The sequence below is a fragment of the Pantoea sp. AG702 genome, from assembly GCF_003182295.1.
GTDB classification, from domain to species: Bacteria; Pseudomonadota; Gammaproteobacteria; order Enterobacterales; family Enterobacteriaceae; genus Pantoea; species Pantoea ananatis.
On the sequence record NZ_QGTU01000001.1, the window covers coordinates 599,248 to 614,572 of the forward strand.

General features: G+C 45.2%; 14 protein-coding genes and 1 pseudogene. 8 read left to right on the top strand and 7 right to left on the bottom strand.

Annotated elements, in window-relative coordinates; all coding sequences use genetic code 11:
* Nucleotides 1-212 precede the first annotated feature (212 nt).
* A complete protein-coding gene (locus DFO57_RS02880) occupies nucleotides 213-1,562 on the top strand; it encodes an ATP/GTP-binding protein (protein WP_110015048.1) in 1,350 nt (449 codons plus the stop codon).
* Between the two features lie 12 nt (nucleotides 1,563-1,574).
* Nucleotides 1,575-2,204 (top strand): RloB family protein, encoded by a 630-nt coding sequence (locus tag DFO57_RS02885; RefSeq protein ID WP_110015049.1) that lies wholly within the window; start codon nucleotides 1,575-1,577, stop codon nucleotides 2,202-2,204.
* 849 nt (nucleotides 2,205-3,053) lie between these two features.
* Here DFO57_RS02885 and DFO57_RS02895 read toward each other — a convergent pair.
* Nucleotides 3,054-3,950, bottom strand: coding sequence for a hypothetical protein (locus DFO57_RS02895; RefSeq protein ID WP_110015050.1), 897 nt, complete (start codon nucleotides 3,948-3,950; stop codon nucleotides 3,054-3,056).
* A gap of 237 nt (nucleotides 3,951-4,187) precedes the next feature.
* Nucleotides 4,188-4,394, bottom strand: a pseudogene (locus tag DFO57_RS02900) (steryl acetyl hydrolase); the annotation flags it as partial.
* A gap of 293 nt (nucleotides 4,395-4,687) precedes the next feature.
* On the opposite strand from DFO57_RS02900, the gene DFO57_RS02905 reads away from it, so the two are divergent.
* The 4 genes from DFO57_RS02905 to DFO57_RS02920 all read left to right on the top strand — a co-directional run bounded on the left by DFO57_RS02905 (nucleotide 4,688) and on the right by DFO57_RS02920 (nucleotide 8,866).
* Nucleotides 4,688-5,407: a hypothetical protein gene (locus DFO57_RS02905; protein ID WP_014606059.1), complete on the top strand. Its 720-nt coding sequence runs from the start codon at nucleotides 4,688-4,690 to the stop codon at nucleotides 5,405-5,407.
* Nucleotides 5,408-5,719: 312 nt separating this feature from the next.
* A complete protein-coding gene (locus tag DFO57_RS02910) occupies nucleotides 5,720-5,962 on the top strand; it encodes a hypothetical protein (protein ID WP_014606058.1) in 243 nt (80 codons plus the stop codon).
* A 584-nt stretch (nucleotides 5,963-6,546) separates the two neighbouring features.
* Nucleotides 6,547-7,617: an amidohydrolase gene (locus DFO57_RS02915; RefSeq protein WP_013025464.1), complete on the top strand. Its 1,071-nt coding sequence runs from the start codon at nucleotides 6,547-6,549 to the stop codon at nucleotides 7,615-7,617.
* Complete coding sequence (locus tag DFO57_RS02920; RefSeq protein ID WP_110015051.1) at nucleotides 7,592-8,866, top strand: MFS transporter; 1,275 nt, start codon at nucleotides 7,592-7,594, stop codon at nucleotides 8,864-8,866. Before DFO57_RS02915 ends, DFO57_RS02920 begins: the two co-directional genes overlap by 26 nt.
* A gap of 319 nt (nucleotides 8,867-9,185) precedes the next feature.
* Here DFO57_RS02920 and DFO57_RS02930 read toward each other — a convergent pair whose 3' ends face one another.
* Nucleotides 9,186-10,016 (bottom strand): hypothetical protein, encoded by an 831-nt coding sequence (locus DFO57_RS02930; protein WP_014606070.1) that lies wholly within the window; start codon nucleotides 10,014-10,016, stop codon nucleotides 9,186-9,188.
* 527 nt (nucleotides 10,017-10,543) lie between these two features.
* Here DFO57_RS02930 and DFO57_RS02935 point away from each other — a divergent pair.
* Entirely contained in the window at nucleotides 10,544-11,683 is a 1,140-nt protein-coding gene (locus DFO57_RS02935) for a YecA family protein (RefSeq protein WP_110015052.1), read from the top strand.
* A gap of 159 nt (nucleotides 11,684-11,842) precedes the next feature.
* On the opposite strand, the gene DFO57_RS02940 is transcribed toward DFO57_RS02935, so the two are convergent.
* Nucleotides 11,843-12,280, bottom strand: a complete 438-nt coding sequence (locus DFO57_RS02940) for a VOC family protein (RefSeq protein ID WP_028722080.1) — start codon at nucleotides 12,278-12,280, stop codon at nucleotides 11,843-11,845.
* Nucleotides 12,281-12,829: 549 nt separating this feature from the next.
* Between DFO57_RS02940 and DFO57_RS02945 the strand changes: the two genes are divergently transcribed.
* Nucleotides 12,830-13,405 (top strand): YceI family protein, encoded by a 576-nt coding sequence (locus DFO57_RS02945; RefSeq protein WP_110015053.1) that lies wholly within the window; start codon nucleotides 12,830-12,832, stop codon nucleotides 13,403-13,405.
* 15 nt (nucleotides 13,406-13,420) lie between these two features.
* Here the strand turns inward: DFO57_RS02945 and DFO57_RS02950 are convergent, their stop codons facing one another.
* From DFO57_RS02950 to DFO57_RS02960, 3 genes are read right to left on the bottom strand one after another with little or no spacing between them, the layout of a single operon-like run.
* A complete protein-coding gene (locus DFO57_RS02950) occupies nucleotides 13,421-14,239 on the bottom strand; it encodes an anti-sigma factor (protein WP_014606047.1) in 819 nt (272 codons plus the stop codon).
* The gene (locus DFO57_RS02955; protein WP_014606046.1) at nucleotides 14,236-14,793 is read right to left on the bottom strand and encodes a sigma-70 family RNA polymerase sigma factor; all 558 of its coding nucleotides are present in this window, start codon (nucleotides 14,791-14,793) and stop codon (nucleotides 14,236-14,238) included. Before DFO57_RS02955 ends, DFO57_RS02950 begins: the two co-directional genes overlap by 4 nt.
* On the bottom strand, nucleotides 14,774-15,325 hold the full coding sequence (locus tag DFO57_RS02960) for a tetratricopeptide repeat protein (RefSeq protein ID WP_013025488.1): 552 nt from the start codon (nucleotides 15,323-15,325) through the stop codon (nucleotides 14,774-14,776). The genes DFO57_RS02955 and DFO57_RS02960 overlap by 20 nt, the downstream gene beginning before the upstream one ends.

Genomic DNA, 15,325 nt, shown 5'->3' on the forward strand with positions numbered 1-15,325 from the left:
CACTGCAGCTTTGCTTTGAGGGGCAAACCACCAACGTGAGTATCAATGCGGGAGCAGGATAGGAAAACTATTCAATTGATGAGCTCATAAACCATTGACAAACGAATCTGACCTTGCAGTGTACAAACCCACAGAGAAGTGATGTATAATCACGTTAATCGCTACTTATCGGAGGTTTTTTTACGATAAGAGGCTTTGTAAAGGGGGTACATATGTTAGTTAGTTTCAAAATCGAGAACTTCAGGTCGATTCGGGATGAGGTTGAGTTTAGTACTATTGCCTCAACAGGTAGTTCACATTTGAGCGATCATCTCATCAATATTGATGATGAAAACTTTAAATTAGTTAGATCGTCTGGCTTTTACGGCCCAAATGCATCTGGAAAATCTAATGTATTAAGGGCATTAGCTGCTTTAAAATACCTAGTTACAGATACGGGTGACTTAAAAGAAAATAATAACATTCTTTGTTATGAACCTTACGAACTGTCAGCCGACTGGAAAATAAAACCAACCAAGTTTGAAATCGACTTTTATGTAAACGGCCTTAGATACATTTATAAAATTCAATTTTCAAAAAACATCATTCACCATGAGTCACTTGATTGTTATTTTTCAAAAATACCATCTAACCTTTTCTTAAGAGATAGCTCTGGATGGGAAAATATAAAGTTTGGTCATCAATTTAAAGGTGGAGTTAAAAAAGTTCCTTTTTTTGATAACAATGCATATTTATCGAAAATATCAAACACTGCATCTTCACCAGAAATTGTAAAAGGAATAAGTGACTTTTTTAGCGTTAATTTAGTTTTTGTAAAAATGGATACCAGACCGGAATTGCATTTTCTGATGAACAAAAGTATCAGAAAAACATTCAGTGATACTACTGGAAAGTTCTTAAGTCTGGTAGACACAGGCATAACTGGAATGTCAGTTGAAGAAAATGATGTTGACATTAAACTTCCAGATGGGATTCCTGAAGAAACCAAAAGAGAAATATTATTCAGAAACAAGGTGCGTTTCCTTTTTTCTCATAAGAATGAGAATGGGGAAGATGTAATGCTGGATCAGGAAAATGAGTCGGACGGAACAAATAGATTATTTGATCTCTCCCCCGCCATTACCTCTGCATTGTGTTCATTTAAAGTCCTCATAATTGATGAGATTGATCATAGTCTTCATCCACATTTGGCATCGATTATATTGAGATTGTTTAATGATAGTGAACTGAATAAATTCAATTCACAACTTATATTTTCAACTCACAATATGGATTTAATGAAACCGGAAAAAATGAGAAGGGACCAATTATGGTTTGCTGAGAAATTCGGGGGGAACACAAATATATTTAGCCTTGATGATTTTGAAAAGGATAAAGTTAAAGCATCTTCACCATTTCACAAATGGTATGATGAAGGACGGTTTGGCAGTACACCAAGTGTTAACTATGCTGGTCTTAAAAAATATTTTATGAACATTCAGTCTATGGTTAGCAAAGATGATCCAAAAATAACCAATCATAACAATGGTGATGATGTTTTTGGCCAAGTTGAAGATTTTTGATATGGACATTTTATGCCTAGACCACCAAGACAGCTTAAAAAACTGATGCATATTATTTGTGAGGGGGAAAAAACTGAACCCTTTTACATTAGAGGTTATATCGATGACCAAGCAAAAGAAAAGGCAAAGGTTATTGAAGTTCCTGATGTTAAAGTAAACACACCTGTACAGTTAGTTGATTATGCAGTCTCTCTTAGGAATAGTAGTAGCACTTCTGCTGACGACGAGTATTGGGTTGTATATGATAGGGAATCAGTACGTAAATATTCACATGAACTTCACGCTCAAGCTTGGAACAAAGCTCAAGCCAATGGCATTAATATAGCGTTATCAAATGTTTGCTTTGAAATTTGGATTCTATTACATTTCCAAGGATGTGATGCACCGTATGAAAATTATGACGATTTATATCGAAACTCTGGCCTTAAGGGTGCTTTGAAATCGGTAGGAATAGAAAACTACAATAAGGGTTTTGTTCATTTGTATTCAAAATTAGCGGGTGGTGTATCTAATGCCAGAAAACGTGCTGAGATCTTAAACCGAAGATCCAAAGAAGTTGCAGAAAAGGATAATCACAGACCTTTTCATTACGGATGTTATACGGATGTGCATCTATTACTTGATGCAATTGATTCTTTCTAAAAAATGAAATCTTAGCCAGATGTTTTTTATCTGGCTTGATGGTCTCATTGAGTAATTTATTTTTCGTGAAAAATAAATCCGAAACTAATCTTACTAAGAGGTAACATATCTTAATAATTATTCAAGTTATCCTGATAGTTTATCTTAAGTTAAACTAAAAATCTTTAGGGCATGAAGTATGCATAACTTAAAAACGTTCATAATATCAATGTGAAATCTATCATCAGTATCGAACACTCGATCTTAGTGCGTGCCTCACTTACTCCCTCTATATGTCGAAAGGGAATATACCTCAAATTAGCAATGCTTGATAAGAGTTCATCGAAAATCTTAATTTACCAGAAAAAAATACAAATGAATAATTTCAATGTATTTCACAACGGAGTTGTCGAACTAAATCGGTATAAAATTTAACTAAACTTCTCGTTTCAAACCTTCCTTAACTATGAGAATCATGCAACTAATAACTTCAACAATTAGGTTTAGAGACAGCGCTACGAAAAATAACTCTAACGCTGTAAATAACTTAGCTTTTGAAGGGACTAACTCTTGGCTGGGGTAACTGATTAAAGGTACGTCATAGTTTCTGAGGTAAGGTAAAAAAATTGTTGCGCCTAGACAAAACACAAGTAATTTCAGATCCGTCTCGAGACTAGCCAAGTAACCTGAAAATTTTAAACGTTCTGACCCTTATTAATTACAGTCAAAATGCTAAAAATTACAGAAACCCCTGCCGTAATCCCTCCGAGTATTGAACCAATCACACCAGCCGATGCCTGCTCAAGTAATGTATATGCCTGCTTATTAGTGGAGGATAAAGCTAAGCATAATATGAATAAAACTAAAGTTTCAATCCAGACGCTTAGACTCTTCATTTTTGAATGTGTACCTATTTTGATGTATTGAAATGATTTCTTTGATGTCACTTGATGAGTAACCATCGAGTTGAATTTCTGAAATTTCACCCTCGATAAGTACTATCTTGGCCGTTTGATTACTGGAAACAGTTGTAGTTTTAGACGTGATTGTTTTTCGTCCTTTGATTAACCAAGAACTACCACCATCTTTAACCCAATCGACTAGAACAGATGCCCAATGAGAGCTCTTAAGTTTTAAATTACCATCTTTATTTTCAAAAGTTGTAGTGATAGCGTTTGCATTTGTATCTGCCTCAAGGGTTCGCAAATCATCTGATAAGGCTTTTTTACTACTGCCGAAAATATTTGGAGTAATCAGAGTGAAACTAACTTTGTCGATAAATTGAAGTCTATGATATTCCGACCAAAAATCATCCATTTCAAGGCAGGGTTCGATAAATACTCTAAGTCCTAACTGAGCCATGTAATCGTTGTTGGCAAGATCCTCGAATGCTTTAGCAACTTGATGTGCATCCTTAAAAACTGCTGTTTTCTTCTCAACCAATAACACTTGCTCTTCTCTATCCCACATCCATACGATAGGTGGATAATTATCTACATCGTACTCATGAAAATCCTTGTCATGTCCTTTAATTTTCAATTGTTTTGATATTACCCCAGCCATGACGCCTTCAATTGGATTTATGCTCAATTTTAAAGTGTAAGTAGTTTTCTTATGAACTGAAGGTGTTGGTGATTTCAGGTGTAACTTTTTCGCGGAGGCAACTATCGCATTTTCAAAATGCAATATGTCTTTTTGTACAGGCCCCTTGGAAAAAAGGTCAGGATCTCGCGGTCTCATTAACACACGTAGGGCGTACAATTGCATTACAAAACCCCTATAAATTTTTAAGCTTGATTATTTCATAAAACCCATTACTTACAAGAACATTTGACCTATTCCCAAGAGGATAATACAAAAAATCGAATTAGGTCCTACTTTTGAGAAAAAATTATGAATGTCCGTTTTTCGCTCATAGCGGACATCGGTTTGTTCGTGATGCCGTCATGAACTAAAAGCTGAAGTAACCAGCAATAGTCTGAGTTTAGCAACGGGGAGCAGGTCAGCTAATATGTTGAGAAAACCGACGTTACAAAGAGGATCAATCCACTCACGGGTAATGGCTGACAAACCGCTATGAGTAAGATCTGCCCAGGTTGAAATAGCCACTGCCGCAGCGGGGAGCAGATTAACTGCGTCACGCGCCTTACGCATCATTGTAACGACAATCAAACCACCCGCTGAATCACCTACCAGAACCAGATTTTTGGCATCTATATCATTGAGTGTAAACATCAACAGAACACAAAAGGATGGGCTGAATGATGCGTGTGACAGGCCACCTTACACTGGTGTTTATCCTGAAATAATCAGTTATGATTTCATCAAAGAATTTCCATCGGGTTAGCGACACTGCTGTACTCATTCTGGTTCAGCGGTTCAGTCCGTGTCAGACGTTTTTTAACCGGCATGGCTACTCCCGGTGGCAACAATATTGCCGGTGGCTACGAGCAAAGCAGATACAGGCAACTCACTAGTGAGTGAACATTTACAGGATCGCTGTTATGAATATTGCAGGACGTCTTTTATTTCCTCTTTGCTGTCTTTACAGCTCATATTCATGTGCGGAAAACTGGTTTCTGCCATGCGCTGAAGCGTTGGATAAGCCAGGATTCAGCTTATTGAAAAAATATGTTGAATCCAGAAGCGGGTCGACAGCCTCTATTCCAGAGAAGAACGATACCTGTTTCAGACTAAACAATTATCAGTTTTTAGTTAATGAGAACACTGAGGGGATTTATTTTTATGATGCTAAAAGAAGCACCTATGGTAAAGATATTCCAGGATTGCGCATGTATACGGAAATCAAACAGGAGTTTACCGGTGGAAACCACAAACACTACGCGCTGATATATTCATCAAATACCAATTTCAGATACAGTGACTTGTATCAGAAGTACGAGATTTTAAGTCTGATCGCCGGTAACAGTGAAAAACCCTACACCCGTTATGCGTTATTTGACTGGTATGAAGATCCGAGTTCCGGACTGTGTGGTACGACTGAGCCTGTTTCTGATGATAAATCTGCCAGTAGTGAAGTCAGTAATAAAAAAATACCTTTTGAATATGATGTATCGAAACCCAGGATTATTAATCAGAATAATGCTGATGTTGCAATATATTTTCATGTAAAGGAACAAAACTGCACAACATCAGCAATCAGAGAGTATGACAAGAAATTCATAATAATTAATGGATTATTTAAGGATGAGAGTGTCCGTTGAGAGATGTAAGAAATATGCATCTTCAGATATCTGAAATATGAATATCCAAGACTTTCGTAGTCATTTTCATTGCGACGGGATAAATTCTAATGTCTCCTTCTCGCTCATAGAGGATATTTAGATGATATCAGTCCGCTCTGTGCAAGGAGCGGACGTTGGCGTGTTATGACGATTTCAGGATTACTCATAGAATGGCTTTATAGTTGAGATTAACGTGATCGAAATATTATTCCGCTGTATCCTGACCAAATTGTTTTTGATATCACTAACGCAAAATGTTTTGCGTGATTGAAAAGAAGGAGTTCGTATAATATGTCTCAAATTAAATTTGAACTGAGTTTTGGAAGCGAAATATTACGTGATGGCATGTTTCTGGAATTATCTGTCCGCGAGACATCTCCTTTACGGCAAATTGCTGAAGTTTTCTATTCGGATGTTACACACGAATTCTTTTTGATCTGCTACGAAGAGAATATCCCTCTGGAAGCAGTGGAAAAACTGATTTCGGAGGCGAGGATATCTCTCCCGCCAGTGAAGCAAGAACAATCCACATAGCACAGACCACATATCAATGTCCGCTCCTCGCTCTCAGCGGACCTTCAGCTAAGTTAGATCGTCCGCTTTGTGCCAGGAGCAGACATTGATATTTCAGCATTGCTGTGATTATTGGGGTGCAGGCCAGGTGGCCCCCCATCCCTTCGAGCTGCTGGCCACGCTGAAGCAGCGCGGCGAAAAGGCCGCCCAAAAACGTTATAAATCAACATATGCAACCTCAGAGCATGCCAATTAGTCTCTGAATTAATGGTATCCATCTAAGCAAATCAACGTAAAAATCGTAGATATATGAATGGCCAACATCCGCTTTCGCCCATGTTCTACTGATTGATACGTACAGTTTGCACAAGGATGGTCCCTCTGAAACGCAACTTTGGTGTTAATAAAGGCTATTTGTGATTAACACCTTATTTACACGATTAACATTCTCTTTTTACTGGCTTGCCCTTAGGAAATGACTTTATAGTTGATTCATTCTGTAAAACACAGTTTTACCCTGTAAACCCTGAGTTGCATTCAGCCTGGCTTCTGAGCCCTGTGAGCAACGTCAGAACAGACGCGGTTAAAAAGCATAAGGGGAAGCGATGGAGACAGTTAATGCACCGCATTTGCCTGTCAGAGAAAACTGGCTGGCACTGCATCACGAAAAAGCGTTGATGCCCGATCTGGCGATAGTCGATGCTCATCATCACTTATGGGATCGCCAGTCAGGACGTTATCTGGTTCCTGATTTCAGCCACGATATTGAGCAGTCCGGACACCGGGTTCTGTCGACGGTTTATGTGCAGTGCCGTTCCATGCTGCGCCGTAACGGACCAGAAACCTTCAGGCCAGTCGGTGAGGTTGAGTTCGCGAGCGGCGCTGCCGCTATGTTTGACAGTGGCCACTATGGCAAGGCATCAGGCTGTGAAGCGATAGTGGGTGGTGTCAGTTTGCTGGCAGAGGATGACCTGCAACCCGTCATTGAACTCATGATGGCGCGCTCTGGTGGACGTTTACGAGGGCTGCGTAATCCGCTTGCCTGGCACAGTGATCCTCGCGTTGTATCAAGCCCTGTCACACCCCCTGCTGGCCTTGCCACCACTACCGCATTTCGCAAAGGCGCAGCCTGCCTTGTCCGGAACGGACTTTCGCTGGATGTCTGGGTTTACCACACCCAGCTTGATGACATTATTGCGCTGGCAGATGCGTTGCCCGATCTTCATATCATTGTGGACCACTGCGGCGGGCCGCTCGGCACGGGGCCTTATGCCAGCAAAAGGGATACCGCCTTTCAGGCGTGGCAAAAATCCATTACCGCTCTGGCTGAACGGCCAAACGTGAGCATGAAGATCAGCGGCTTTGGTATGACTGTCATGGGCTTTCCCTTCGCACAAAGCGCCACACCGCCAGACTCGCGGGCGCTGTGTCTCGCCTGGCGGCCACTGTTTGAAACGTTGGTCGAAACGTTCGGCGTCAGGCGCTGTATGTTTGCAAGCAATTTTCCGGTCGACAAAGGCATGTTCAGCTATGGCGTTTTCTGGAACGCCTGCAAACGGTTGGCGGAGCACGCGTCCGTCGAGGAAAAAGCACATCTTTTCTGGCGCACCGCAGCGTTAAGCTATCGCTTATCTTCCCTGGAGAATGCTGATGAATATCAAATCAAGACCGCATGAGACTCATCCACTGGAACAGAATGAAGCCAACCTGACACTCTCTCAAACATCGGTAGAAAAACGAACGCTCGCGTTGGGTGGGCTCGGGTGGGCTTTTGAAAGCTATGACTCATTTTTGCTATCGCTTTTATTGCCTGTGCTTGGCGTGGTGTTTGCTGTCAGCAAAACTGAACTGGGTCTGTTTATCAGCACCACGGCTGGCGGACAGATCATTGGCGGCATTCTGTTCGGGATGGTCGCCGACAAAATCGGACGAGTCAGAACCGCTTTCATTTGTATTACGATCTATTCGCTTTTCTCAGGACTCCTGGCCTTTTCTCATCATCAACAAACCTTTGTTTTGTTGCGATTTTGCGGGGCACTGGGCATGGGTGGGATGTGGACCTCTGGCGCAGCACTCATCGCCGAAACATGGCGTCCTGAACGCCGTGCCCGGGGTGGTGCACTGATGCAAATGGGACTGCCGGTGGGGGCCATTTTAGCGATTGGGCTGACGGCACTGGTCACGGCGATGACAGGCAAACTGGAAAACGGCGGCTGGCGATACCTTTTCATGATTGGCGCCTTGCCGGTTTTTATCATGATGGTCATTGCGTATATCACGCCTGAATCGCCAGTGTGGCTGGCACGCCAGCGGGAACGGATTAACAGACCGACCCAAACGGCGCGGTCGGGCAAAACAAACCTCAAAGGACTGTTACTGGCCTTTACCTTTATCTTTTTCATTCAGTATCTGTTCTGGGGGGTTTTCACCTGGACGCCCACCTATCTTCGTGAAGTGAAGCATCTTGATTTCCTGCACAGCCTGAAATTTGTACTGGCCTTACAAACAGGTGCGATTGCCGGCTTCCTTGTGTTTTCACTCCTGGCAGATAAATGGGGACGCAGACCCATGTTTTTGATCTACCTGTTTATCGGCGCTGTGGCAGTCGGCCTGTATCTGGCGACAACTCAGCCATTGATTCTGATGGCCGCCATCTTTATGGCGGGGTTTGGTGTAAACGGCATCTTTGCCGGCTCCGGGCCGTTCCTTGCCGAAATGATTGGCGACACACAGTCACGCGGCTTTTTAATGGGTCTGGCTTATAACGGCGGTCGCTTAGGTGGGTTTATTGCACCGCTACTCATTGGCAATGTTGCCAGCATAGGAGGATTTACCGCAGGGCTGGCGACTACCGTTGTGGCTTTTATCGCCGCGATGGTTGTCGTGTGGATGGCACCCGAAACGAAAGGCATTAAGCTGCAATAGCCCTTTTCCTTTAGCCTGATAAGGCACGGCTGTTTTGGTCGTGCTTTATTCAGTGGCGCGGAGAGACAACCGATGGTCCGTACAATGCTACCCCTCTTTCCGGGCCCACCGCTTCCGATCAATTCATCACCCTAATGACGTGCGACTCTTGCTGCCACAGGCCGACTGTCGGAAGAGCGTTAATCCGGCTTTTGCTTTTTACTTTTCTTGCTGAAAATGATGTCCGCTTTGTGCCAAGAGCGGACGTTACTTAGCGTTTGTCTTAGTAAACGAGAGAACGGCTCAGGGTGATCCGGAGTGTATAACACGGCAGCAGAAATCAGAGCCTTGCCGTTTTACGTAACTTCATTTTTTTAATTCTCTTACGGCTAAACATAAGCCTGCCATCGCCCAGAGCATATCGCCCGGAGTGTATCGCCAGCCAGAACTGCAGCGTTATAAAATAGGGGTTAATAAGCAGTCTACACAGGCCTTTTCGGAACACACCATTCAAAGTAAGGGGTCTAAATCTCGGATAGTTAAGCGAGAAATAGCGGTATTCTCCCAGTCGCCAGCGCCAGTATGACTTCATTTCATTTTTTGCGTCCTCAATTGCATTACAGTTCCAAACCACGCCCCAGCGTCTTTCCCATGTGTCTCTTAACATCCAGCCATGCATCAGAGAAAACCGTTGTGAGTTAAAAGATGCCTGTTTTTTGCCACGAGGTAGCGTAATGACGCACTGAATAAACTGTGTTTCAGTAATTGAAAAATAAATTCCGCGTTCAGAAACCTCCATTAGTTCCTGACGTGGTATCTGGTTTAGGTTAACAATCAGCACGGACTGGTCCAGATTGACCAGCTCAATTTTCTGCTGGTAACGGATACCATGCCCTGACGCCTCAAAATAAAGCGAGAGGTTCTCCACAAGCTCCCCTTTTGCCCGGAACGCCACGCGGGATTTAACCGACTCATGATCGGCTGAATGAGCAAGCCGCACCGAGTACTCTAAATACTCACCCAGTGGTTTCCAGTATGCGCCTAACTGATAGCGCTTGAATTTATACTCATGCGATTTCTGATAGGTTTTCAGTAACCATAATCGTGTGATCTTTTCCCTGCCCCATTTGAAGAGGCGTCCAGCTAAACTCCATGGCATTGGTAAACTCATCTGTCTCTCCTGTGTTTTGATCTGACGCTATCACTTTTCTTCAGAGAGAAATAAAAGCTTTGCGTATCCTTACTAATTGTATAAATCCATTAACATTAAGGTTAAGCAGCTTAACGAAGCTCCGTCCCTGCTCGCACAGGCGGATTTCGATACCCCCCATATCCCGACGTACCCTATATCCTCGGCTTCCGTAATGTGCCAAGAGCGGTCGTTTGATCGAGAAAAATTTAACATACGGGATTGGTCATTAATGCAGGATAATATTGTATTACCATGAGTCATTAACCTTAGGTTTAGGGGGGGAATTCACGTATAGTTGCTTGTTCACTATTGGTGGGTAAGGCCACACATTTCGGCAGCTATACTTCGCCAACCCTTCGCACATAGGCAACACCTGATTTAAGAATAGATAGCAATAGTGGTACCAAGAAGATTTATTCCTAAGCATGTAGTAGGTGATCTTTTAGCTGCCGGAGTGGTAAATTATACCTAATTTCAGTGAATGTTTTTGTTAGAGCATTAATTGCGTGGAAAACGATAAAGTGAAGATAGGAAGAAATGATAAGTGCTGGTGCAATTCAGGAATTAAGTATAAAAAATGCCATCTCGATCGAGACCGTGAAACTCCGGTATCCAAAGCCGAAGCCCTGAACTTTTCAAAGTCTAATTCCCAGAGGAAGGCGTGTTATGCGCCAGCATCCATGCATGAAGATTGTGATAAACGCATCGTTCAGGCACATACGCTGTCAAAGAGCAGCAGCCTTAAAGCGATTGCTGATTCTAGTAATCATGTCATGGGCGTAGTAATGAACCTTCCGAGCCTAATGAGAAACAAAGGAAGATGGATTCCCGAGAAGATCGGTATAAATCAGGCATCCACTTTCACCGGATTTTGTGCAGTTCACGACAGAGTCTTATTTTCATGCCTAGAGAACGAAAAATTTACAGGCACGGATGAGCAGTGTTTTGCACTAATGTTTCGTTCGTTGTCTAAAGAAATTTATGCCAAGGAGGGGGGGCGGCGGTCTTCCGATTTTGCTAGAAATGCCGATAAAGGTAAGCCACAGGCCGATCAGCTTAATATTCAGGAATATGTCAGCTTGCATCAAAGCGGTCTGAATGCAGCAATGAATGAACTTAGTAATCTTAAAACTAACCTCGACCGCATTCTTCTTAGCAGACAGTTTTCAGAAATTGAAAGTGTAATCTTCACTTTTTCAGATCCATTACCCATTGCGGTTTCGTCAATTCTGTCACCAGAGAGGGATTTCGATGGCACTAAGATTCAGGATTTGAACGATCTTAACGTGTCGGCGGAACAGGTCTGCTTCAATGCTTTTTCCGGCGAAGGTAAAGGATATATAGTATTCAGCTGGCTAGGAACTTCAGCAATTATCAGACGTTTTATACGATCACTGATTAAGATTTCAGCAGACAGGATTTTCACCACTCTCCTGTATTTTTTCTTCACAAAAGCTGAAAATACATACTCATCTCCTGACTGGTGGGACAGCCTCAGTAATAAACAGCGAGAGAATATCTGCAATATGATTATGTCGGGCGTTGAATTTTTTGGTAGCCCTATATCACGGGTCGATCATTCCGTTGATTATAATGCTGTTGTGCTTACAGAGATAAGGTGCAGCAACAGCGAGATTTCCAGCTGAATGTTTTCACGCCAATGGAAAAAGGGGGAAACTGATGTTTTGCGTCCGCTTATCGCTCAAAGCGGACCTTCAGCGCCCACTGTCCGCCTTGTGCCACCAAGCGCACGTTGCAAACATCACCGCTCTGATAAGAAGGTAACGGGTCATGATATGTGGACTTCATTGATTGCGTTCCATCAACTCAAGCGTCTGACCATCAGGGCTTTGTAAATATATGACTCTGGTTCCCTGCATGGGGCCTGATGAGACTGTCTGGGGTTTTCCTGGCGTCTTCCAGCCATAGTCCGATACTTTGCTCAGGAGCGTATCAAGATCCTTAACCATAAACGCCAGGTGCGCGTAGCCTGGGATATAGGGTGCTGAAGGCGCTTCTGGCTGTTCAATGTTATTGTATTGCAGTAATTCAATGTTCATACCAGCCAGTTCAAGCAAAGCCATTCGTACATCCGCTCCCCTTGCGCCTGTGACTTCATCAATAATGGGTCCAGACATGTTCCCTTCGCGTAATAACTTCCCTCCAAGAATATGGGTCCAGACGAATAATGCGTCTTCAATATTTTTGACTGAAAAACCGACGTGATTAGCACTTAAGATCATGACATTACCTGCTGGTTGCAAAAATTGAGCACCTAACTATCTAAAATTGCTTATTTATTTCTTCACGGTAAGTGCGATGGGATTTGTTAAGGAAAAAGCACAACTGAGAGCGGTCTGAATCATGTCGTTATGAGTCATCCACAGCGACAGCCGTACAGGTTACCTGCTCCCTGTTGAACAATACGCGACCAGGTACAAGCCGGTATCTAGTGTAGAAAAACGGCGAATGTCTGCTTGTCACTTATTGCGGACCCGACATGCTCATCTGATTTGTGCCAGAAGCAGACAGTCTTATTTCAAGGCTGACAGCAGACAAAACCGTTTTCCAGAACGCTACAGGCAGAATGCCGGTCATCAGGCCGCACCCGCAAAACATCATCAGCACCCGGCATCCCGAGTCTGTCTGAGCCGCACAAGCTACCCGCTTCCACATCAAAGCGATGAGGCGGGATCCACATCCGTTCAAATGTTATATAACTGTAAGTATTAATCGAATAAAGTTGCTACCTGGCGCGTTAATGCGTTGTCTGTTTACTGGAGAATCCCGTTATGACGCGCGCTGTATCTGTTCTGGTTGCTGGGCTGCTGCTGAATCCGTTATCCCACGCGGCTTCACTTTACTACACGATTTCCACACCTGACACAGCGATAGGGCTGTCATGGCACGCATTTGGCGGTATTTCGCATGCGAAATTAACGGGCGTAACCGGCGAGGTTGCGCTGAATCCGGCAAATGAAATGGATAATCGTGTGAAGGTCACTATTCCGGTCACCACGCTTATCGCGTCCAACAACCTGCTGACGTATCAGTTAAAAAGCAGCATGTTTTTTGATGCTCCCCGTTATCCCAATATCGTCTTTACCAGCAGCCGGATCGTGGCGCAGGGCAACGGCAATTTCAGGATTTTTGGCTCATTGTCGGTAAAAGACGTTCAGCGACCGGTCATTCTGGAAGCCACGATGGAAGAGCACGACCGCACGGCGCAACGCGATGAACGGATCGCGCTGCATGCCATGACCACGATTTCCCGCTCGGCCTACCATATGGATCGCTTCACCGCGTTGGTGGATGATACGGTGACGATCAAGATTGATATTCAGGCAGAGGCCAGTTATGTGCCTTGAAAGCGCCCCACGCCGTTAAGCGCTAAGGGCGTTTTTCAGGGCGCTGGCGCTGCTTGCCAGTGCTTCGTCCGGGTTGCGGCCAATCAGGACAAACTGATAGCCGCCGTGGTGCCACCAGACCAGGCGCATATCATGGCGCTGTTCGCGCTGAAGCCCGGTTGAGGCAGGCTGGGCGTCCGGCGAAATGCATAGCGCCATCGGGCCATATTCCGCATGGATCCACGCAATTTGCGCGATAGATGTGCTGTCATAGCGCAACATGCGCACCATCTTCAGCTCTGCATCCGGCAGGGAAAGCTGCTGCGTATTGAGATGCAGGCCAATATCCTGCGCGGTGCGGGCCAGGCCATGCTGTAACGCGGCAGGGGAGTTATCCGCATCCAGCAGCGTTTCTGCGCTGTAGAGCGACATGTACTGGGCTTCAAGATCGCGAATCTTCTCGCTCTCACTCAGCCTGGTTTTAGCCGGGCGGGCGAGGTAGCCGAGGCCTGAACCGATCATCAGAAAACTCAGCGAGGCTGCAATCAGCGAACGACGGCTAATGCCCGATGTCGCGGTAGCGACAACATCGGCGGCGGGTGCCTGCGCTGGCGCGTTTAACAACGCGTCGAGCCGGCGCTGCATTTTTGCTTCCGGGGCCTTATCCAGTAAGGGCGCAAAGGCCGTGTCAAAATCGAGCTGGCTTTTCATCAGTTCATCGATGCGTTCAGCCAGTTCAGCATCGGTTTCCAGCAGTAATTCGAGCCTGCGTGCGTCATCAGGGTTCATTTCGCCATCCAGCCAGGCCACCAGCGCTTCGTCGCTGAAGGGGGGCGCAAAGCGTAGCGTGTTCATGAGCGTTTCTCCTGCGCAGAAGCCTGAGCATCGAACGATTTTGCCAGCGCCGAACGCGCGGTTGCCAGCCGGCTCATAATGGTGCCGATGGGTACGGCCAGCGTCTCTGCGGCTTCCTGATAGGTAAATCCTTCAACATAGACGAGAAAGACGGTATTGCGCTGGGCTTCTGGCAATGCGCTGACGCGCTGCATGATTTTCTGAAAATGCAGGCGTTCATCATCACGTTCCCGCGTGTCAGGCGCCAGCAGTTCCTCACTTTCAACAAAGCCCTGTCCTAACCGCACGCGGCGGGCGCGCAGGTCGGAAATCCAGATAGAGTGAAGGATCGAGAACAGCCAGCGATCTATCCGGGTACCCGGCGTAAACTGCGCGCTCTTTTCGAGCGCGCGTACGCATGTAGACTGCACGAGTTCTTCAGCAACGTCGTGGTTTCGGGACAGCACCAGCCCGTAGCGCCACAGGCGCGTCAGATGGGCAGCAAGCTGCTGGCGAACTTCGCTGGTCGTGATGTGACTGTCCTCATCGTAGGTATCAGGATTCCGGATGACCATTAATGGCGGCCTGCAAATCACGATACTCTTCGCATCCTGTACCGCACAGGCTGGCGATGGTTTTCAACTGCACTTTTGCCAGGTCGGGACGGCCCTTAATCAGCCACGCTTCGCCCAGGTATTCGCGCACTTTCGCATAGCGCGGGTTAAGCGCCAGCGAGCGTTGATAATACCCGATCCCTTCGTCGGTACGCCCGAGTTTTCGGGTGGCATAACCCCGGTAATTCCAGGCTTCTGCGGTGTCGGGCTGTTTCAGACTATCCAGCAGGGTAAGCGCGGCCTGATAGTCGCCTTTCTTCGCCAGATGATAGGCATAGTTTGTCTTGTCTTCGTCACTCAGGCGCGCCGTTTTGTCGGAAACACACTGTTTGGTCTTGCTGTCGTAAACCTGCCCGCGCGGACAGTCCGGAATTTTACTGTTGGTGCTGTCATCGCCTGCGGCCAGTGCCGGGGCGACGTGGATAACGAACAGCAGGGCCGGAACCAGCAGCTTACGGCCTGGGGTACGCAGCAGTGAAGCGGTGTTTTTCAT

What these genes read in the sequence shown, in the direction of transcription:
- DFO57_RS02880 (WP_110015048.1), top strand. Translation starts at nt 213, where the DNA reads ATGTTAGTTAGTTTCAAAATCGAGAACTTCAGGTCGATTCGGGATGAG.
- DFO57_RS02885 (WP_110015049.1), top strand. Translation starts at nt 1,575, where the DNA reads ATGCCTAGACCACCAAGACAGCTTAAAAAACTGATGCATATTATTTGT.
- DFO57_RS02895 (WP_110015050.1), bottom strand. Translation starts at nt 3,950, where the DNA reads ATGCAATTGTACGCCCTACGTGTGTTAATGAGACCGCGAGATCCTGAC.
- DFO57_RS02905 (WP_014606059.1), top strand. Translation starts at nt 4,688, where the DNA reads ATGAATATTGCAGGACGTCTTTTATTTCCTCTTTGCTGTCTTTACAGC.
- DFO57_RS02910 (WP_014606058.1), top strand. Translation starts at nt 5,720, where the DNA reads ATGTCTCAAATTAAATTTGAACTGAGTTTTGGAAGCGAAATATTACGT.
- DFO57_RS02915 (WP_013025464.1), top strand. Translation starts at nt 6,547, where the DNA reads ATGGAGACAGTTAATGCACCGCATTTGCCTGTCAGAGAAAACTGGCTG.
- DFO57_RS02920 (WP_110015051.1), top strand. Translation starts at nt 7,592, where the DNA reads ATGAATATCAAATCAAGACCGCATGAGACTCATCCACTGGAACAGAAT.
- DFO57_RS02930 (WP_014606070.1), bottom strand. Translation starts at nt 10,016, where the DNA reads ATGAGTTTACCAATGCCATGGAGTTTAGCTGGACGCCTCTTCAAATGG.
- DFO57_RS02940 (WP_028722080.1), bottom strand. Translation starts at nt 12,280, where the DNA reads ATGATCTTAAGTGCTAATCACGTCGGTTTTTCAGTCAAAAATATTGAA.
- DFO57_RS02945 (WP_110015053.1), top strand. Translation starts at nt 12,830, where the DNA reads ATGACGCGCGCTGTATCTGTTCTGGTTGCTGGGCTGCTGCTGAATCCG.
- DFO57_RS02950 (WP_014606047.1), bottom strand. Translation starts at nt 14,239, where the DNA reads ATGAACACGCTACGCTTTGCGCCCCCCTTCAGCGACGAAGCGCTGGTG.
- DFO57_RS02955 (WP_014606046.1), bottom strand. Translation starts at nt 14,793, where the DNA reads ATGGTCATCCGGAATCCTGATACCTACGATGAGGACAGTCACATCACG.
- DFO57_RS02960 (WP_013025488.1), bottom strand. Translation starts at nt 15,325, where the DNA reads ATGAAAAACACCGCTTCACTGCTGCGTACCCCAGGCCGTAAGCTGCTG.